The sequence below is a fragment of the Amphritea sp. GJ51-11 genome (genome assembly GCF_055808735.1).
Genome location: NZ_CM147881.1, coordinates 1,417,077 through 1,438,229, shown reverse-complemented (window position 1 = coordinate 1,438,229; position 21,153 = coordinate 1,417,077). Strand labels below are relative to the sequence as shown.

General features: G+C 50.7%; 16 protein-coding genes. 8 read left to right on the top strand and 8 right to left on the bottom strand.

The window, feature by feature from the left end; genetic code table 11:
- Window positions 1-104: 104 nt before the first annotated feature.
- The 5 genes from AC0L4K_RS06210 to AC0L4K_RS06190 form a co-directional block, all read right to left on the bottom strand.
- Window positions 105-2,555: a GcvT family protein gene (locus tag AC0L4K_RS06210; RefSeq protein ID WP_473268606.1), complete on the bottom strand. Its 2,451-nt coding sequence runs from the start codon at window positions 2,553-2,555 to the stop codon at window positions 105-107.
- 108 nt (window positions 2,556-2,663) lie between these two features.
- A complete protein-coding gene (gene purU, locus AC0L4K_RS06205) occupies window positions 2,664-3,521 on the bottom strand; it encodes a formyltetrahydrofolate deformylase (protein WP_417227178.1) in 858 nt (285 codons plus the stop codon).
- A gap of 60 nt (window positions 3,522-3,581) precedes the next feature.
- Complete coding sequence (locus AC0L4K_RS06200) at window positions 3,582-4,532, bottom strand: electron transfer flavoprotein subunit alpha/FixB family protein (RefSeq protein WP_417227176.1); 951 nt, start codon at window positions 4,530-4,532, stop codon at window positions 3,582-3,584.
- Window positions 4,532-5,281 (bottom strand): electron transfer flavoprotein subunit beta/FixA family protein, encoded by a 750-nt coding sequence (locus tag AC0L4K_RS06195; protein WP_417227174.1) that lies wholly within the window; start codon window positions 5,279-5,281, stop codon window positions 4,532-4,534. Before AC0L4K_RS06195 ends, AC0L4K_RS06200 begins: the two co-directional genes overlap by 1 nt.
- A gap of 272 nt (window positions 5,282-5,553) precedes the next feature.
- The gene (locus tag AC0L4K_RS06190) at window positions 5,554-7,200 is read right to left on the bottom strand and encodes an electron transfer flavoprotein-ubiquinone oxidoreductase (protein WP_473268605.1); all 1,647 of its coding nucleotides are present in this window, start codon (window positions 7,198-7,200) and stop codon (window positions 5,554-5,556) included.
- 411 nt (window positions 7,201-7,611) lie between these two features.
- On the opposite strand from AC0L4K_RS06190, the gene AC0L4K_RS06185 reads away from it, so the two are divergent.
- From AC0L4K_RS06185 to AC0L4K_RS06155, 7 genes are all read left to right on the top strand, one after another.
- A complete protein-coding gene (locus AC0L4K_RS06185) occupies window positions 7,612-8,745 on the top strand; it encodes an aminotransferase class V-fold PLP-dependent enzyme (protein WP_473268604.1) in 1,134 nt (377 codons plus the stop codon).
- A gap of 37 nt (window positions 8,746-8,782) precedes the next feature.
- Complete coding sequence (locus AC0L4K_RS06180) at window positions 8,783-9,211, top strand: GlcG/HbpS family heme-binding protein (RefSeq protein WP_417227168.1); 429 nt, start codon at window positions 8,783-8,785, stop codon at window positions 9,209-9,211.
- 120 nt (window positions 9,212-9,331) lie between these two features.
- Window positions 9,332-10,594, top strand: coding sequence for a serine hydroxymethyltransferase (glyA, locus tag AC0L4K_RS06175; RefSeq protein WP_473268603.1), 1,263 nt, complete (start codon window positions 9,332-9,334; stop codon window positions 10,592-10,594).
- 106 nt (window positions 10,595-10,700) lie between these two features.
- Complete coding sequence (locus AC0L4K_RS06170) at window positions 10,701-12,083, top strand: L-serine ammonia-lyase (protein WP_417227164.1); 1,383 nt, start codon at window positions 10,701-10,703, stop codon at window positions 12,081-12,083.
- Between the two features lie 494 nt (window positions 12,084-12,577).
- Window positions 12,578-13,579, top strand: a complete 1,002-nt coding sequence (locus tag AC0L4K_RS06165; RefSeq protein WP_417227162.1) for a taurine ABC transporter substrate-binding protein — start codon at window positions 12,578-12,580, stop codon at window positions 13,577-13,579.
- An 85-nt stretch (window positions 13,580-13,664) separates the two neighbouring features.
- Complete coding sequence (locus tag AC0L4K_RS06160) at window positions 13,665-14,474, top strand: ATP-binding cassette domain-containing protein (protein ID WP_473268602.1); 810 nt, start codon at window positions 13,665-13,667, stop codon at window positions 14,472-14,474.
- 2 nt (window positions 14,475-14,476) lie between these two features.
- A complete protein-coding gene (locus AC0L4K_RS06155) occupies window positions 14,477-15,334 on the top strand; it encodes an ABC transporter permease subunit (protein WP_417227158.1) in 858 nt (285 codons plus the stop codon).
- A gap of 234 nt (window positions 15,335-15,568) precedes the next feature.
- Here the strand turns inward: AC0L4K_RS06155 and AC0L4K_RS06150 are convergent, their stop codons facing one another.
- Together AC0L4K_RS06150 and AC0L4K_RS06145 are read right to left on the bottom strand one after the other, a co-directional pair.
- Entirely contained in the window at window positions 15,569-16,477 is a 909-nt protein-coding gene (locus tag AC0L4K_RS06150; RefSeq protein ID WP_417227156.1) for a LysR substrate-binding domain-containing protein, read from the bottom strand.
- Complete coding sequence (locus AC0L4K_RS06145; protein WP_417227154.1) at window positions 16,474-17,379, bottom strand: LysR substrate-binding domain-containing protein; 906 nt, start codon at window positions 17,377-17,379, stop codon at window positions 16,474-16,476. Before AC0L4K_RS06145 ends, AC0L4K_RS06150 begins: the two co-directional genes overlap by 4 nt.
- Before the next feature lie 149 nt (window positions 17,380-17,528).
- Between AC0L4K_RS06145 and AC0L4K_RS06140 the strand changes: the two genes are divergently transcribed.
- Entirely contained in the window at window positions 17,529-19,958 is a 2,430-nt protein-coding gene (locus AC0L4K_RS06140; protein WP_473268601.1) for a GcvT family protein, read from the top strand.
- 183 nt (window positions 19,959-20,141) lie between these two features.
- On the opposite strand, the gene AC0L4K_RS06135 is transcribed toward AC0L4K_RS06140, so the two are convergent.
- Entirely contained in the window at window positions 20,142-20,732 is a 591-nt protein-coding gene (locus AC0L4K_RS06135) for a helix-turn-helix domain-containing protein (RefSeq protein WP_473268600.1), read from the bottom strand.
- Window positions 20,733-21,153: the final 421 nt, after the last annotated feature.

Sequence of the window (21,153 nt, the reverse complement as noted above, 5' to 3'; positions counted from 1 at the left end):
CCCTAGGCTCAGAAGCGATTCCGAAGCCTGGGCAACCAACCCGTGTTTAATATAGGGCTGCATGGCACTCCACCTGTGGCTAATTACTCCGTTTTACCGTGTTATTAGCACTTAATTTTTGCCATTTCGGGATCGAAGATGGAACGTAACGAAGGCTTAACCCGGTAGCGTTCACACTCAACCTCAATTTCGAATACAGTATTATCCAGCCACTCTTTAGTGACCCCTGCCTCGTTTTCCACATAGCCCATGGCGATCGTGGCGCCCATCGTATGGGCAAACATACCCGCCGTGGTTCGTCCGACAATTTTACCGTTCGCCCAGATAGGCTCTTCGTGATAACACAGCGGCTCTGATTCTTCGAACAGAAACGCAACGAAACGTTTAGCCAGTGGCCCTGCGGCTTTCTGCGCCAGCAAAGCTTCTTTACCAATAAAGCCGCCCTCTTTATTAAAGTCAGACGCAAAGCTTAAGCCCGCCTCCAGCGCCGTATCTTCATCGGTAATATCATGTCCCCAATGGCGGTAACACTTTTCCATCCGCAGTGAGTTCATGGTGTGATAACCGTAAGGCCGAATACCAAACTCTTTACCGGCCTCCATAATGGCGTCATAAACACTCGGCGCATATTCAGTCGGGATATAGAGCTCCCAACCTAGCTCACCCACATAGGTAATACGCGAAGCTCTAACAATGGCATAGTGCATCTCGATCTCGCGGGAAGTGGCGAAAGGAAACCCTTCATGGCTGAGATCATCCCGGGTAAGCTTACTCAACGTAGCACGTGAATGCGGTCCCATGACCGTGACCACCGCATAGGCGGAAGTCATATCGGTGAAGAACACCACCGCGTCCTCGGGCTTATTGCGGCGCAGCCAATCCATATCTCGGTTTTGGCAGGCAACACCGGAGACCACTAAATAGCGGTCCTGCGCTAGGCGAGTAACGGTAACATCGGCTTCGATCCCCCCGCGCTCATTGAGCCACTGGGTATAGACCATCTTGCCCAACGGAACAGAGACATTGTTTGAACAGATACGGTTGAGATAGCGTTCTGCATCCGGCCCCTCGACCTGATATTTCGAGAAGGAACTCTGATCGATAACCCCCACCGAATTACGCACCGTTTCATGTTCTTCCCGGTTATTTTCAAACCAGTTTTGTCTCCCGAAGGAATACTCATACTCAGCAGTCTGGCCCGGTTTGGCAAACCAGTTGGGCCGCTCCCAACCGCTTTCACTGCCAAACACCGCTCCCTGTGCTTTCAACTGTTCATGCAATACCGAGCGACGCACACCTCGAGAAGTTTTGAACTGTTTGAACGGGAAATGCGTTTCATACAACAGGCCCAGTGTCTCGGTGGTTCGTTCTTGCAAGTAACGTTGAGTTCCTTGGAACGGCATATTACGACGGATATCAACATCCCATAGATCTTGAGGGGCATGCCCCTTTTTGATCCATTCAGCCAGCATCTTTCCTGCGCCACCTGCCGATTGAATACCCACAGAGTTAAAGCCTGCGGCGACAAAATAGTTACGCAACTCAGGCGCTTCACCGAGGTGATAACGATCATCCGGGGTAAAGGATTCCGGGCCATTGAAGAATACCTGCAAGCCGGTTTCCATTAGTTTAGGAATACGGTGCATCGCGGATTCGAGGTAAGGCTCTAAATGGTCGAAATCATCCGGTAACTGGTCGAAGAAAAAGTCTTCTGGAATACCCTCCATTCCCCACGGTTTCGCGTGCGGCTCAAACATGCCCACCAACAATTTACCGGCATCTTCTTTGTAGTAGCAATAACCATCCATATCTCGCAACGTGGGCAAGCCATGCTGCAGATCCGGCATATTTTCGGTCACCACATAAAAGTGCTCTGCGCCATGCAGCGGTACATTAACCCCGGCTTTTTTACCAAACTCCCGCGCCCACATGCCGGCACAGTTAACCACGTACTCGGCATCGATATCGCCCTGCTCGGTAATCACACCGGCGGCCTTGCCATCACGCACTTTCATATCCAGAACTTTAACGCCCTCGATAATCTGCGCGCCGCCCATCCGCGCCCCTTTAGCCAACGCCTGGGTTACATCTACCGGGCTGGCCATGCCATCCATCGGCAGATGAATCGCGCCACAAATATCATCTATATTCAGCAGCGGCCAAAGCTCTTTCGCCTGATCGGGATCAACCACATCGCAGGGGAAGCCGGCGACTTTTGCCATCGAAGCCCCACGCTTTAGTTCCGCCATCCGCTCTTGATTGGTGGCAATGGTCAAAGAGCCATTACGCACAAAACCGGTTGCCTGACCCGTTTCCGCTTCTAACTGTTCATATAAAGTGGCACTGTAATTAGCCAGCATCGACATGTTGTAGGTTGCCCGCAGCGTTGGCACGAGCCCTGCCGCATGCCAAGTCGTACCGCAGGTCAACTGCCGCCGTTCCAGCAGAACGACATCGGTAAAGCCTAGTTTCGTTAAGTGGTAGGCCACACTGCAGCCGATGACGCCGCCGCCAACAATGACAACCTGTGCCGAAGTAGGTAGTGTTTTTGTCATGATTACTCTCCTCACCTCCGCACGCGGGGATGGTGTATTTATTTTTGTGTTGGCTACCGAGCGCCAGTAGCCAAGGCTGACATATTGAGTTAACTCAACTGAATCGAGTTACTTAAAAACAACCGTCTTATTGCCATGCACCAACACCCGGTCTTCAAGGTGGGCACGTAAACCGCGAGCCAATACCGATTTCTCGACGTCTTTCCCCAAACGAACCAGATCTTCCACTTTATCGCTGTGGCTGACCCGTACCACGTCTTGATCAATAATGGGGCCTTCATCCAGCTGCTCAGTCACATAGTGACAGGTAGCACCGATCAGCTTTACCCCTCGCCGTGAGGCTTGATGGTAAGGTCGCGCGCCAATAAATGAAGGCAAGAAACTGTGGTGTATATTGATGACCTTATGACGTAACTTCTCGCATAGCGCCTGTGGGAGGATCTGCATATAACGTGCAAGCACAACGCAATCCGCTTGGCATTCTTCGACAATCGACTCAACGCGGGCAAAACCCGGTGCTTTATTGTCTTTCTCAATCACCACATGATGGAAGGGTATGCCATACCACTCCACCAGCCCGCGCATATCTTCGTGGTTGGAAATCACACAGGGAATTTCACAGTTCAGATCGCCGCTTTTCCAGCGATCCAGTAGATCAGACAGACAATGGCTACCCTTACTCGCCATCACTACAACCCGCTTAGGCTTAGCCGTATCTTCAACCCGCAGGTTCATCTTCAGCTCTTGTTTTAACGCCGCAAACCGTTCTTCCAACGCTTCACAACCAAACGGCAAAGAATCCGCCAGAACATCAAAGCGGGAAAAGAACCAGTTACTTTCTTCATCAGAGTGATGCGCCGCTTCACAGATCCAGCCACCTGCCGAGGTAATAACATCACCCACCCGGGTGACGATACCGACCTGATCAGGACAATCCAGCACTATGCGATACGTTTGTTTAGTCATCGAAATCAATCCTCGTTGCCGGCTAACTATCTTGAGATAGCCGGTAATTAGCAAGGCTCGTTAGCTCAGTTGAGCGTCGAGCTCCGGCAGGGCATCAAATAAATCGGCATGCAGACCATAGTCGGCAACCCCAAAAATAGGTGCTTCATCATCTTTGTTGATCGCCACAATCACGCGAGAGTCTTTCATCCCAGCGAGATGCTGAATTGCACCGGAAATACCGACCGCAATATAAAGCTCTGGGGCGACGATCTTACCGGTCTGACCCACTTGCATATCATTAGCAACAAAACCTGAATCAACCGCCGCGCGGGATGCACCAACGGCGGCCCCTACCTTATCAGCGACATTTTCGAGCAGCACAAAGTTATCGCCATTTTGCATGCCTCGACCACCGGAGATGATGATCTTCGCAGAGGTCAGTTCCGGACGATCCGACTGGCTAACCTCTTCTAGGATAAAGCGAGACAAACCGCTATCGGCGACAGCTTCTAGTGCCGTAATAGTGGCATTGCCACCCTCACTCGCCGCTGCCTCGAATGCAGTGCCGCGTACAGTAACCACCTGAATCGGATCGCTGCTCTGTACGGTAGCCAGCGCATTGCCTGCGTAGATAGGACGCACAAAGGTTGTCGCATCGATGATCGCGGTTACTTCGGAAATCTGCGCCACATCCAACATTGCCGCAGCACGGGGCAGTACATTTTTTCCCTGAGTAGTCGCCGGTGCGAGTACATGGGTTACCGATAACGCTTTGACTAGATTCACCAGCAGCGGGGCTAGATTTTCCGGCATCTGACTCGCGAGAGCATCGCAATCCGCCACTAACACCTGAGCGACACCGGCCATTGCCGCCGCCTGCTTAGCAACCGGCTCACAGTCTTTGCCTGCCACCAAAAGGCTTACCGCCGCACCGGTTTTCTCTGCCAGTTGCAGTGCCGCTGTTACGGTATTTGCTGTCGCAGCTTTCAACTGTTGATTATCGTGTTCAGCAATCACCAAAATAGTCATTAGAGTACTCCCGCTTCGGTTTTCAATTTCTCAACAAGTTCGGCTACATTGGCAACCATCTGGCCGGCAGCCCGGGCCGGCGGGCTATTCACTTCGAGTGTTGTTAACCGCGGAGCCACATCCACACCGAGATCTTCAGGGGTGATGTTATCGAGTGGCTTGCGCTTAGCTTTCATAATATTGGGTAGTGAAGGATAACGCGGCTCATTCAAGCGTAAATCGCTCGTAATAACCGCCGGTAGCGTTAAGGCAACCTGCTGCAAGCCACCATCGACCTCACGGGTGACCAATACTTCACCCCCTTCAACAACGACCTTCGATGCGAAGGTTCCCTGTGGCATACCCGCTAACGCAGCCAACATCTGACCGGTTTGATTGTTATCACTATCGATCGACTGTTTGCCTAAGATAACCAAACCGACCTGTTCTTTCTCCACGACGGCTTTAAGCAACTTGGCGATAGCCAGAGGCTGAAGTTCGGCATCTGTCGTGACCTGAATAGCTCGATCAGCGCCGAGAGCCAAAGCTGTCCGCAGCTGTTCTTGGCAAGCAGAATCGCCCGCACTCACAGCAATCACCTCAGAGGCAACACCCGCCTCTTTCAGACGAACCGCTTCTTCAATAGCTATTTCACAAAAGGGATTAAGTGCCATCTTTACGTTGGCCAGTTCTACGCCAGAGTTATCGGCTTTAACACGCACCTGCACGTTGGCATCGACAACCCGTTTTACCGCGACCAGTACTTTCATCTAGACCTCGATTAAAAACATCACGAAAAACACATTCGTGAAATTATTGAATTTATTTTCATAAACATATTCGTTAAAGACTCTTTTTATGTCAATAGTTTTGTTTAAAAATAAATTTATATTAATGAAAAAATATTTAACCATAACTTCAGCGACACCACTTTAGGTGCCGAAAGAGTGCCGCCTACACCCTTCTCATCAAGCATCTAGCCTGTACACGTTCAACATCTCCGGACAAAAAAAATGGAGCCTCACGCTCCATTTTTTTGTATTTACATATTCGGGTAGTTCGGGCCACCACCGCCTTCCGGTGGCACCCAGGTGATATTCTGAGCCGGGTCTTTGATATCACAGGTTTTACAGTGCAAGCAGTTCTGGCTATTGATCTGGAACGTTGGTGCCGACTCAGTGACAACAATTTCATATACGCCCGCCGGACAGTAACGCTGTGCGGGTTCGTGAAAACGTTGCAGGTTTTGCCCCAACGGTATCGAGGGGTCATCGAGCTTCAAATGACAGGGCTGGCTCTCTTCATGGTTGGTATTGGAGAGAAATACCGATGAGGGCTTATCGAAACTCAGCATGCCATCGGGTTTGGGGTAGTTAACCGGCTGACACTCACTGGCCAATGACATACTGGCGTAATCGGGGATATTATCGTGCAGCGTAAACGGCAGGCAGAAAAGATTCTGATCAATATAATTCAGCGCCCCACCCACTAAAGTGCCGTATTTATGAAGTGCCGGGCCAAAGTTACGACTTCGATACAACTCATCATAAACCCAAGATTCTTTAAAGCCACGATCAAAGCTCGACAACACTTTACCGCCTTCATCACCATCAAGCAGCGCCGCAAACACCGCTTCAGCGGCGACCATGCCGGACTTCATCGCCGTATGGGTGCCCTTGATTTTAGCAAAGTTGAGTGTGCCGGCATCACAACCCAGCAGTAATGCCCCCGGCATACTCATCTTCGGCAACGCATTAAAGCCCCCCTTAGTAATCGCCCGTGCACCATAGGAGACACGACGTCCGCCCGCTAATACATCGGCGATCAGCGGATGATGTTTCATACGCTGAAACTCATCATACGGACTGAGATAAGGATTAGCGTAATTAAGGTCGGTAATTAGCCCTACCACGATTTGACATGGCTCGGCATGGTAAAGAAAAAAGCCGCCACTGGCGCCGCCTTCTGTCAGGGGCCAGCCAGCCCCATGGATCACCCGTCCTGGTTGATGCTTATCAGGGCTAATATCCCATAACTCTTTTATGCCAAGACCGTAGTGCTGGGCATCGGATTCTTTATCCAAAGCATATTTGGCCTGCAACTCTTTGCCTAAATGGCCACGGCAGCCTTCGCAAAAGAGAGTGTATTTGGCCAGCAGATCCATCCCCGGCATATAGCTATCTTTCTGTTCACCCTGCTCATCCAGCCCCATATCACCGGTGCCCACACCCGCCACCTGACCATCATCACCATAGATAATATGGGCAGCAGCGAAGCCCGGAAAGATCTCAACCCCTAACTGTTCCGCTTGCTCAGCCAACCAGCGACAGAGATTGCCGACACTGGCGATATAGTTACCCTGGTTATGCATGGTCTTAGGCACAAAGGCATGGGGGATTTTGCGAGCCGACTGCGCATCTTTTAACAGATAGATCTGATCTTCAGTTACCTCGGTCTTGAGTGGCGCGCCTTGCGCTTTCCAGTCCGGGAATAATTCGTTCAATGCCCTCGGCTCAACCACCGCGCCCGAGAGAATATGCCCGCCGACCTCGGCGGCCTTTTCGACGACACAGATCATCAATTCGGTATCATTTTCTTGCGCCTGTTGTGCCAAACGGCAGGCCGCGGACAAACCGGCAGGGCCGGCCCCGACAATGACCACATCAAACTCCATCGATTCCCGTTGCATCGACTATTCCTCTTGGTTGACTCGCATTAGCTACAGAGATGCTCCTGTATCAGGAGCATGTAGTGCAGACCCAGATAGCGTTACTTTAAAACAACTGAATCTGAACAATTTCAGCGAATCTACACATGCAAAAATGAAAATTCAATATATTTTTTCACGTAAAATATTAACTAGACGAGTCTTTACCGCTATTGAGATAATCAGCTTAAAACCAGCAATTTATACAACAAAACATATTTAAAACAATAAATTAGCCATCAAAAGCATCATCAACAAGCCGCTAGTTTTGCCGATTAAAGTCACCGTTCACTGAGTGATTTTTATACATTTTTTAATCTTCAGGCTTGCCAAGCAAATTTTATTGATGCATCCTCGTGAAAAAATAACAAATAATTTCATGGAGATTTATTTATGTCCGTTATTTTCCCTCAGATAGACCCACAGGGCCTGATTGAATACTCAGTTGTCTATACCGACCGCTCGTTAAACCATATGTCTAAAGCCTTTTGTCAGGTGATGCAGGATATTTCGACCACCCTAAAGGAGGTTTATCAAGCGGATGCCGCCATTGTGGTTCCCGGTAGTGGCACCTTTGCTATGGAAGCCGTTGCCCGCCAGTTTGCCAACGACAAGAAATGCTTGGTTATTCGTAACGGTTGGTTCAGCTATCGCTGGAGCCAAATATTGGATACCGGCTCGATCCCCGCTGAATGCACCGTGATGAAAGCCCGTCAGATCACCAATGAGAGCCAAGCCCCTTTTGCACCGGCGCCTATCGATCAGGTGGTAGCCACCATTTTAGAGCAACAGCCCGATCTGGTATTTGCCCCACACGTCGAAACCGCATCCGGCATGATGCTACCCGATGACTATATCCGTCAGGTTGCCGATGCTGTGCATCAGGTTGGCGGTATGCTGGTCTTGGATTGCATTGCCTCGGGTACGGTCTGGGTTGATATGCAAGCCAGCGGCGTTGATATTCTGATTAGCGCGCCACAAAAAGGCTGGAGTGGCTCACCCGCATTTGGCCTAGCGATGCTGTCCCCTACCGCGTTAGCCCGTATTGAAGACACCACAAGTACCAGCTTTGCCTGCGACTTAAAGAAGTGGATGCAAATCATGAACGCCTATGAGCAAGGTGGCCACGCTTACCATGCCACCCTGCCCACCGATGCTCTCAATCGCTTTCATCAGGTAATGCAAGAAACCGCCGAGATCGGTTTTGAAAAGCTCAAGCACCGCCAGCTAGAAATGGGCCGTAAAGTGCGCGAACAACTCACGCAGCGGGGTTTTAATAGTGTCGCTGCACCAGGCTTTGAGGCTCCCGGCGTGGTGGTTTGCTATACCGACACCGCCGATATTCACAACGGTAAACGCTTCGTTGCCCAGGGCGTTCAAATTGCCGCCGGCGTGCCGCTGCAGTGCGATGAACCCGAGGATTACTGCACCTTCAGGATCGGTCTATTTGGCCTTGATAAATTGCAGCATGTCGATCGTACCGTCAATACCTTTATAGCCACCCTCGATGACGTCATGCAAGCCTGATAATCACTTTAAAAATAACAACAAGAAGGTATCCACTATGCGAATGGTTCCGAAATTAACATTAGATGACGCTGAACTGATCATGCAGGCCTGTCGTGACAAAGCCCGTGAGATCGATATTGATATGGATATTGCTATCACCGATGACAGTGGCAATTTGGTGCTTTTTAAGCGAATGGACAATGCCCGCATCACCAGTATCGATATTGCCATGAGTAAATCTTATACCGCCTCGGCAGCACGAAAATCGACCCGGGCCTACGGTGAGATCAGCGTACCGGGCAAACCCGCTTTCGGTATCAATACCAGTAACCAAGGCAAATTTTCTATTGTCGCCGGCGGCCTGCCACTGTTTGCCGAAGATCATATTATCGGCGGGGTTGGCTGCAGTTCAGGCACCCCCGATCAGGATGAAGTGGTCGCTCAAGCGGGTGTGGACTGTTTCCTGAATCAGATAATGCGCTAATCCTCTAGCACTCTTTTACCGATGCCAAGCCGGTCGAGCGGTTATCGATTAACCGCCAAACCGGCTATCGCTCATTTCTAACGGCCGTGGAAGCGATCGTTAATACCGGAGAAATCTTTGATGTTTAGTCAAGATGACAATATACAAAACTATGATGCAGCGCTTTGGGCTGCGATGGAAAAAGAAGAAGTCCGTCAGCAGGAGCATATCGAACTCATCGCTTCAGAAAACTACACCAGCCGGCGGGTCATGCAGGCACAAGGCTCGGCCCTCACCAACAAATACGCCGAAGGTTATCCCGACAAGCGTTATTACGGTGGCTGTGAATATGTCGATGTTGTCGAACAGCTGGCACTCGACCGGGCGAAAAAATTGTTTGGCGCAAGCTATGCCAATGTGCAGCCACACTCGGGCTCTCAGGCAAATGCCGCGGTTTATATGGCCCTTTGTGCGCCCGGCGATACCGTATTAGGCATGAGTCTAGCCCACGGCGGCCATCTAACCCACGGCTCCCATGTAAACTTTTCCGGTAAGCTCTACCACGCGGTGCAATACGGTCTGAACGAAGCCACCGGCGAGATTGATTACGATGCAGTTGAACGCCTAGCGCTAGAGCACAAACCGAAAATGATCGTCGCGGGCTTCTCTGCGTATTCCCAAATTGTCGACTGGGCTCGCTTTCGTGAGATTGCTGACAAAGTCGATGCTTATCTGTTTGTCGATATGGCTCATGTTGCCGGTTTGGTGGCAGCCGATCTATACCCCAATCCGGTTCGGTTTGCCGATGTGGTCACGACCACAACTCATAAAACCTTACGCGGTCCACGGGGAGGTCTGATCCTCGCCCGCGATAATAGCTTAGAGAAACAACTCAATTCGGCGGTATTTCCGGGCAGTCAGGGTGGCCCATTAATGCATGTTATCGCGGCAAAAGCGGTCGCCTTCAAAGAAGCACTCACCCCAGAGTTCAAAGCCTATCAAGCACAGGTGATTAAAAACGCTAACGCGATGGCTGAAGTCTTGCTGGAACGCGGCTTTGAAATTGTCTCCGGTGGCACCAAAAACCACCTGTTTCTCCTAAGCCTTATCAAACAAGGGTTAACCGGCAAAGAGGCCGATGCTGCCCTTGGGCGGGCCAATATCACTGTCAACAAAAATGCCGTTCCCGGTGACCCTCAGTCGCCGTTCGTTACCTCCGGTCTGCGGATCGGCTCTCCGGTAATCACCACACGAGGCTTTAAAGAGCCACAATGCCGCATGCTCGCCGGTTGGATTGCAGATTTGCTGGATGTGTTAAACCAACCCGCGGCATTAGATAGCAAGATCACTGAGGTACAGCAACAGGTCATTGCGCTGTGCGCGGATTACCCCGTGTATAAATAAGCCCTTAGGGCTAAAGATAACCAACCGCTAATACTAGCCAGTCAGAACCTAAGTGCGCTCTCTGACTGGCTCAACAACAATAAAAATAATGATGAGGTAAGCAGAGATGAGTATCAGTCTGTTTGATCTATTGAAAGTGGGTATTGGTCCGTCCAGTTCACATACCGTTGGCCCGATGAAAGCGGCACTTGCTTTTGTCGAAGAGATGCATGGCTTCGGCAAAACCCGGCAGATCGCGCGCCTACGCTGCCGTCTATTTGGTTCCCTCGGTGCCACCGGTATCGGGCATGGAACAGCACCAGCAATCATTGCCGGGCTGGAAGGTCAGCAACCTGAAACCATCGACCCTGATCAAATTAAACCGCGGCTGCAAGCGGTGATCAAAACTCAGCGTCTAAAACTGCTAGGACGTCAGGAGATCTACTTTGACGTTGCCAGAGACCTACTCTATCAGCCGGAAACCGTGCTGCCCTACCACCCTAACGGCATGGATTTTACCGTCTGGGATGCCGATGGCGTGCAACTCTGCCACCGGGTGTATTACTCCGTCGGCGGAGGTTTCATACAGAGCGAGGCGGATATCAAACAGGCTGCGGAACAGCCGACAGACACACCGCTGCCCCACCCGTTTCATACCGCCAAAGCCTTATTAGCCGTTTGTGAAACCCAGCAACTCAGCATTAGTCAGGTTATGCTCGAAAATGAAAAAACCTGGCGATCGGAACAACAGATTCGAGCAGATTTATTAACCCTATGGACGGCGATGCAACACTGCGTCAATAAAGGCCTGACACAGACAGGTGTGCTACCAGGCGGGCTGAATGTCAAACGCCGCGCCCCCGACCTGTACCGGGATCTGAAAAACAAAACCCGTATGGATATGATCACCCCCTCGCTGGGTGCTATGGACTGGGTGAACCTCTATGCCCTTGCGGTGAGTGAAGAAAATGCCGGCGGCGGACGCATGGTGACAGCCCCAACCAATGGGGCTGCCGGTATTATTCCTGCGGTGATGCATTACTACGATAAGTTTTGCCCCAATTCTGATGAAGATGGCATCATCGATTTCCTACTAGCGGCCAGCGCAATCGGTTTGCTGTGTAAACGTAATGCCTCTATCTCGGGAGCAGAGGTTGGCTGCCAAGGTGAAGTCGGTTCGGCCTGTGCGATGGCAGCAGCAGGCCTCGCACAAGCGATCGGTGCGACGCCGGAACAGGTCGAAAATGCCGCCGAAATCGCCATTGAACACAATCTAGGACTAACCTGCGATCCGGTGGGTGGGCTGGTACAGGTGCCCTGTATCGAGCGCAACGCAATGGCGGCGATGAAGGCAATTAACGCCGCATCGATGGCGTTACGCGGCGATGGTAGCCACTTTGTCTGCCTCGATGATGCCCTTAAAACCATGCGTGATACAGGCTTTGATATGCACGATAAATACAAAGAAACCTCATTAGGCGGCCTCGCGGTCAACGTGATTGAATGTTAATGATCAGCGGCCTTTAAGTTAATCCCAAGCCCCTATTGGCCACCCGGACAAACATCTGGGTGGTTTTTTTTAGCACCGCTACGGTCGTTGCTGATGAGTCCGATCACCACATGAGGTGCAGCCCGATAATAAACGGCCCGTTGTCGTGCCATAAAAAACCGAGCAGCAAAGATTCGTGCCGATAAAGCAGCGCTAAAAAGTCTAACAACATTTAACCAACAGTCTAAAAACACACTAAACCAACAACAGAAATCACATATAAGACATTGATTTTAAATTGTTTTATTTAAATTCAATAGAGAAAAACAACCTGTTAGTTTTTCTAACATCTAAACAATTATTCTCAATTGTCGTGACGGCGGTTTCACGGCAGTATCGAGAAACGGTCATTTAACCGAGTGACGTTGTTCTCCCATGTACTCAATATTCGGTCACATAACAATAAAAAAGTAGAAGCCCGCCATAGGCAATCTTTCTAAAAAGACGAGGATTATATGAAAAAATCTATCCCTACAGTTCTACAGTCGATCGCAATAACGACCCTAACCCTTAGCGCTAGCTTGACTCAAGCTGCAGACCTACCTGACAAGGTATCAGTCGGTTACTTTCTTGAGTGGCCAACCGCTAACCAAGCCGCCCAAGTGAATAAAACCTACGACAAAGAGATGGGGGTCGAAGTCGAATGGCGGGCCTTCGATTCCGGTGCTGCGATGTCTGCCGCGATGGCCTCCGGCGATGTTGATATGGCTTACTCTCAAGGACTCGTGCCATTCACCGTTGCGGTTTCTCAGGGGTTGCCAATCACGATGGTTGGCATCGCCGTATCCTATGCCGAAAATGATAACTGCGTGGTCAGTAAAGCCAGCGGCATCAGCCAAAGCAACGCGGCTGATTTAGTCGGCAAAAACGTTGCCGTCCCCTTTGGCACCGTTGCCCATTACAAGATGCTACGGATTATTAACCACCTAAAGGTTGATGCGACCAAGATCCGCTTACTGGATATGGCACCGGCTGATGGTGCTGCCGCACTGGCCCGTGGTGATGTTGCTATGGCCTGTGGTTGGGGTGGCGCCCTGCGCCGTATGAAGGAATACGGCGAAGTACTGATGAGTGCCAAGGATCAAGAAGCACTCGGCATCCGCGTTTTTGATGTCATCTCTGCCAGTAACAAGTTCGCCAAAAACCATCCCGAGCTGGTGACTCAATTCCTCTCCGTCACCGATGATGCCAACCGCACCTTTAAGCAATCACCTAAATCAGTCGAACAAGTGATCGCTAAGGCATCCGGGCTGTCTGTTGCCGATTCCAATCAGGTGCTCGCCCTATTTGATTTCCCTCTCAAAGAGCAGCAGGTATCGCAGCAATGGATGGGCGGCACAGTACAGGCGTTTACCAAAGAGGTGGCTGATTTCTTTGTCCAGCAAAAGCAGATTCCGCAAGCACTGGATGATTACAGCGCAACCATCGACGCCAGCTTTTACCAACAAGTGAAATAGCCAACAGACCAGGGCAACCAACCCAAAGGAACGCACAGCCTTCGCGGCTGTTGCGTCTAAGATTCATAACAATAAGGGTATAACCATGTCTGAGCTAATCGTTAATAACGTATCAATGATGTTTGATACTCCCGACGGAGGTCAGGTGGAAGCGTTGCAGGACGTTAATTTCTGTCTGCAACAGGGTGAGCTGCTTTCTATTTTAGGGCCTTCCGGTTGCGGCAAGAGCACTTTGCTGAATATCATCGCAGGCTTTTTAGCACCGACCACGGGCACCATATCCAACGGTACAACCGAACTACATGCACCCGGCCCCGACCGGGGCATGGTATTTCAGCAAGGCGCCCTATTTGAATGGCTAAGCGTTGCTGAAAATATCGGCTTCGGCCCCGCCATGCAGGGCACCCCTAAGCACGAAATTAAACAGACGGTCGACCATCTACTGGAAACCGTCGGTTTGCAAGATTTCGGCAAGAAATCCATTTATGAACTCTCCGGTGGAATGCAACAACGGGTTGCACTAGCGCGTTGCCTTGCCAATGATCCCGATATCATTCTTATGGATGAACCCCTCGGCGCACTGGACGCACTCACCCGAGAAAAAATGCAGAGCCTAGTATTAAAGCTTTGGAAAGAGACTGGCAAGACCATCATCCTCATTACCCACAGCGTTGAAGAAGCCCTGTTTCTCGGTGAGAAAATGTTTGTCATGGCACCCCGACCTGGGCGGATTAAACAGGAATACCTACTGCCTTTCGCCGAGGCGGGTTTAGATCACGACCCACGTGAAATAAAGGCATCACAAGACTTTATCGGCAAACGGGAAGAGGTCCTCTCCATGATCTGGGAGATGGAAGAAGAAATAATGGGACGCACTGAAGTAGCAGGAGCTTGAGCATGTCTATCTATCAAAACTTCAAACAACGTTGTGGCCTGAGTGAAACCGGCATCGCCAAACGAAAGACCGTCACCTTCGGCGATACCTCTGCCGTTACCGAGGGCCGCTTCTGGAGTGTGCTGTCAGTATTCACCCTAGCCTTTGTCTGGTATATCGGTAGTGCTCTCGGGTTAGTCAACCCGATATTCTGGCCCTCGCCTGCCGGAGTATGGCATCAATTTATCAGCATCTCCTCAGACGGCTACCGTAACTTCTCTCTATGGGAACATATCTGGGCAAGCTTATACCGAATTTTGGTCGGCTTTGGCTTAGGTTGTCTGGTGGGTATCCCGCTCGGCTTTGCCATGGGACTGTCAAAGGTGATCCGAGGCTGGTTCGACCCGATGGTGGAGTTCTTCCGTCCGATTCCACCACTGGCATTTATTCCGCTGGTGATTATCTGGTCCGGTATCGGTGAACGCTCCAAGATCTTACTGCTGTTCTTTGCCGCGCTATGGATCATGGTCATTGCCGCCAGAGCCGGTGTGGGTAGCGTTAAACTCTCCAAAATTCATGCGGCATACTCACTCGGTGCCAGCAAAAAGCAGATCCTTCTACATGTTATTTTGCCGAACTCACTGCCGGAGATTTTCACCGGAATGCGGGTTGCAATGGGGGTCTGTTGGGGTACCGTCGTCGCCGCCGAACTGGTGGCCGCGGAATCGGGAGTCGGTTTTATGATCATGGTCGCCAGTAAGTTTCTCGCGACGGATATTGTGGTGCTCGGGGTCATCATCGTTGGCCTGATTGGCTACAGTATCGACATACTCATGCGGCAAATCGAATCTCGACTGATCCCCTGGAAAGGGAAAGCCTAACGATTAAGATAATCAATGCTCAGCAGCCCGGCTAATTAGCCGGGCTGTCATCTGAATATCACCGCTCTACATCGGCCATAGCCAATCAATCACCGTCCCCAAGCCCACAGGGTATTCCTGAGTGTTTGCAAGGCTAGCGACGTCAATTAGTCAGGCTTATGCTTTTGACACGCAAACAGCTGAACTAGCACCCGTTCAACATTGCTCAAAACAGTGTTGCCAGATAAAGCCTCGCTACAGATATTGCTGTAAAACAGCATCCTGAGATAACTCCCGCAGCAACCAGTTGCTAAAGCAGATGGCGCGTGAATTCGCCACATTGGCATTTTGCTGCACCAGATACCAATCCCCTATCTCGGGCACCGGCAACGGCTGAGGCACAATCAGTTTTCCGCTGGCAATATCACTACAACAAAAAAACACCGGCATCACTGCGACCCCGGCTCCGGTAATCGCCGCTTCTAATGCCAGTAGGTGATTATCATGTTCACTCGCAATGGTAATGCTATCGTCCGGTCGTTGATGAGCGGTCAGCCAATGGGGAAGATTATTCGGCGATTCAGTGATATTGAGAAAAGGCTGGGCCAATAATTGGTCTAACGATTGGCAGCCCTCAGCGGCAAAAAGATCAGGGCTACAGACCGGTATCAAATTGCCTTTAAATAAACGCTGGTAAGACAAACTGTTATCAACTTGCTCGGCATAAATAATGCCGACATCCACTGCATCGCGATCGATCCCCCAACCGAGATAAGAGTTATTCAACTGTATCTGAATACCGGGGTATTGTTGTCTAAAGCCCCCGACCCGCGGTACTAGCCAACGTGACGCCACCCCCATATAGGCCTGAACAATGAGATCACCTTTATCCGGTTCGCCAAACAGTTCTAAGGTACTGTGCTCAATTTGTAGCAAAGCAGCATGGATTTCCACATAGTACAGCTCCCCCACCGGGGTCAACGCGATACTGCGCCCCAACCGAGAGAACAATGAGGTGCCCAAATCCTGTTCTAACTTCTTTATTTGATGGCTAACCGCCGAATGAGTGACATTAAGTTCTGTAGCGGCTTGCTGAAAACTTAACAGCCGTGCGGTGGCCTCAAAAGAGCGTAAGGCATTTAAAGGCGGGAAGTGACGTTTCATCGGTTTTCCGGCTCCCGATAGCTGGTTTTATCAAGCAACCAATCACGAAATACCGTGGCTGCTTGCGACAGTTCACGATCGCTCGAATAACACAGGTAATAGTTTCCCTCTGTTGGAATACGATCAATAAAAGGGGCAACCAGCTGTTTTGCCAACACCCCATCCTGCACCATATCATCATAAATCAGACAGATGCCGAAGCCACTCGCGGCCATTGCCACCGCACAAGCATGGCTATCCGTCACATGGCGCGGCTGCTCTTTTAGACCGGGCAGTTGCATCTGTTCCAACCAGCTGCTCCAACCTTCGGGGGTGCCAATAACATCCAGCAGCGGCAGGCCTTCAAGGTCGGCAGGAGTGCGCAAACGCTTAGCATTTTGCGGCGTACAATAGGGCCTTAAATGGGGGGTAATTAACGGATAAACGTCGTAACCGGGCCAGTTTCCATTGCCATAACGGATCTCCAGTTCGGCCGTGGAAATATTGAAATCGGTTGCCCAGTTAGTGCCTAGCTGACGCACGGTTATTTGTGGATAGATCGCGCTAAAACTGGCCAAATTAGGCGCCAACCAGAGCACTCCAAAGGCCGTATTAACATTCACTTCAACCACCGAAGCATTCAACGGCGTGAAAATTTGTGCCGCCCCCTCGTTCAGTTGCCGCATCGAATCTTGCACTAAAGGTAGAAATGCCCGTCCAGCATCAGACAACTGAATCGCCCGGTTGGCCCTGACAAACAGTTGCTGATCCAGATGATGCTCCAATAGCTGAATCTGCTGACTCACCGCCGACTGGCTCATATTCAACTCATCGGCGGCCAGCGTAAAGCTCAGTTGCCGTGCTGCCGCTTCAAACGTTCGTAGCCAGTTCAACTGGATATTACTGGTAAGCCTTTTATTCATGGAGCCTCCACACTAAAACCCCTACTCATTAGCAAAGCTTATCTATTTAACAATAATTAATCGTTTGCGGTGATCTATAACGATTTATACCATCCCTAGGTATCGACAGACAAGACCTCCCTCGGTCATATAACATGAGAACAATAACCATGAAAAATAAAACAGATGTGCTGATCATTGGTGGCGGTATCGCCGGCGTAAGTACCCTTTACCATCTGACCAAGATGGGCTGGACTGATGTCATGCTGACGGAAAAACTGGAACTTACCTCCGGTTCTACTTGGCATGCGGCAGGCAACCTGCCACATTTCAGCAATAGCTATAACGTGATGAAGCTTCAGCAGTACAGTATTGCGTTATATAGCCGTCTACAGGAAGAAACTGGCCAGCCCGTTGATCACCATATGACCGGGGCGGTTCGATTGGCCCATACACAAGACCGTATGGATGAGTTCAAACGTGTCGCCGCGATGTCTGATTTAGCCGGGCTGGATCTGGAAATCATCGATAATCAGCGACTGGAAGAGCTTTACCCCTACCTGGATACTACCGGGCTGATCGGCGGTTTATGGGACCCTGCAGATGGTCATATCGATCCGACCAGTGTCACCAACGCAATGGCGGCCGGTGCCCGCGCGGCCGGAGCGACTATCGTGCGTAACAACCCGGTTGATGCCATCGAGCAGCAAGCGAATGGCCGTTGGAAAGTCACCACCGCCAAAGGGGTGATTGATGCCGGTATTATCGTTAACGCCGCCGGTTTCCGCTGTAATGAAGTCGCTGCAATGGTAGGCCACCAGCTACCCGTCTGTTCGATGGAGCATCAGTTTGTTGTCACCGATAATGTCCCAGAACTGGAAGAACGAGACAGTATGCTACCGATGCTACGTGATCCAGATGTGTCCTACTATCTGCGTCAGGAAGGCAAAGGTCTCATTCTTGGGCCATACGAGAAAGGCGGTATTCCATGGGCGACCGACGGTGTACCGGCCGCCTTCGGCCAAGAATTGCTGCAACCGTCACTGGACCGCATCGAAGATATTATGTGTACCGCGATGGAGCAGGTAAACATTATCGGCAACGCGGGCATTAAAACCGTCGTTAACGGGCCAATCACCTATACCCCAGATGGTCATCCGCTTATCGGCCCAGTACATGGTTACACTAACTACTTCGTCTGCACCGGCTTCAATTTCGGTATCGTACAGGGCGGCGGCGCAGGCCACTTCATGGCTCAATGGATTGTCGATGGCCATCCCGAACTGGATCTATTTGAACTGGATCCACGTCGATTCGGCGATTACGCCAACCATGCGTTCTCCGTTGCTAAGGGTACTGAAGTCTATGCCAACGAATATCAGTTAGGCTTCCCCAACGAATATGCCATGCGTCCCGCTCAGCGGGGCCAGAAGAAATCCCCAATCTACCAACGCCAAGCCGAGCAGAATGCTGTATTCGGTGCCTATTTTGGCTGGGAGCGGCCTAGCTGGTATGCCCCTAAAGGTACGCAACCGGTTGAGCAGCATAGCTTCCGCCGCGGTAACTGGTTTGAAGCAGTTGCCGGCGAATGCCTTAATGTAAAAAACCACGTCGGTTTACTGGACCTGACACCATTCACTAAGTTTTCGATCAGCGGTGACAACGCCCATCAATGGTTGGAATCCATCTCACCTAACCGGATCCCAGACCACACCGGCGGTATTGCTTTGGCGCACCCGCTGACCCAAGAAGGCGGCATCGCGTGGGAATATTCCATCACTAAACTCGCGGATGGTAGCTATTACATGATGGCCCCGGCGGTCGGTGAACTGCTCGAAGAAGATTGGTTACGCAATCGTCTACCCGAGGATGGCTCGGTCACCCTGCAGAACATTACCGAAACCTATGGTTGCCTAGTGATTGCCGGCCCTGATGCTCGTAAGGTGCTATCGCAATTAACCAGCGCGGACCTCAGCAATGAAGGCTTCCCTTGGTTTACCGGCCAAGAAATCGACGTGGCCGGTGTGCCGCTACGGGCATTACGGATGAACTTTGTGGGTGAACTCGGCTGGGAACTGCACCATCCTATCGAACATCAAATTGAACTCTACGATGCGTTGATGGAAGCGGGCCGGGCTTACAATATTTGCAACTTCGGTCTACGTGCGATGGATTCCATGCGCTTAGAAAAAGGCTATCCAATGTGGGGCCATGACCTAACCACCGAATTTACTCTGCTGGAAGCCAATATGGGATTCTTTGCTAAATTTGATAAGGGTGAATTTGAGGGTAAACCAGCACTGTTAGCACAGCAAGAGGCGGGCGTACCTAAGAAACTGGTTACCTTAGAACTTCACGACACGGATGTTGATGCCGCGGTGGGTATGGAGCCGGTTTACTGTGACGGTAAAGTGGTTGGTCAGGTCACCTCCGGTGGTTATGGCTTCCGCTGTGAAAAGAGTCTCGCCTTAGCTTACATCGATAGCGATATGCTCAATGCTGAGCTAACGGTGCAAGTATTGGGTCAACACTACCCCGCCAGCCGTATAAAAGGGGTGGCTTACGATGCCAAGGGAGAACGACTCAAATCTAACGCTTAATGTTAACCCACCGGTTAGATCGGCGCCCCGCAACAGTTTAACAGGCCAGCCCAATCAATAGACCGAATAGGTAGCTCTGCTCTTTAAGGCAGAGCTACCAATCATGCCAACCAATCCCCCGTCACCCCATCCAACAACCCGCAAGGCCTAACGTTCTCAGCTCGACACTACCTCAAACCGCGATCAGTACCCTCCGGTAATCGCCCAGATCACAATCGCATCTTCCGTTTCCGATGGATTATACGCGCGATAAGTATCTTCACCCGTCAAGGTAAAGCTGTCACCTTTATTGAGCATAAAAACTTTATCGCCGATCTGTAATTCAAGCCGCCCCGATTGGATCAAGCCACCCTCTTCCCCTTTCAACTGCCGTGACGCACCGCTTTGTGCCCCCGGCGCAAAACTGGTGAGAATCATTTTTAGCTGACCGGATAAACGTGGCGATAGCAGCTCTTCACGAATACCCGTGCCTGCAAAATTAAGACTACGCCGAGATTCCCGGCGCACGATATGATTCAGCTCCTCAATCGGCGCCTCGTTTTCCGCATGGAAAAACCAACTAATTTGCACGCCGAGCACTTCACTAATCGACTGTAAAACAGGCACCGGCAAGGCAGAAACACCCCGCTCCACCTGACTGATATAACCGACCGACCGCTGAATCCTTTCAGCCATCTCAACCAGCGTTACCCCTTTGGCTTTACGGAGATCTCTAATCTGACGGCCGATGCGCAAATTCTCTCGGTCAGCACTGTCTTTTCTCTGTTTACTCATATATCCCTACACTCATATGCGCTGTTCATTGCCATCTCATATCATAACGATGAATTTCAAATAACAATTTTCACAATATTATTGGTAATTTATCGTAATTATTCATCACTTTCAGCCTATTTTAGCAATCTGGCGCGGTATGAAAGCCTAAGTTTCAGCTAATTACGCTACAATCTGCCGCCCAAATAAACGCAACATAGGCTCAAAAGGCCGATTCAAGCGGCTTTCAAGCTGGCTCCAATGGACTGCAGTGGCTGGTTCTAAAAATCGAAGGCCGGCGGGCAGAGTATGTATGGCTATTATCACGCACACGTTAGGCCCCTGAGATTCACGCATGAATCAAGGCAGTTTTAACGGCATAACGTGGCTGATGATAGTGTTGGCATAACGAAACGGGCCCATCAATGGGTAACGCAATTAT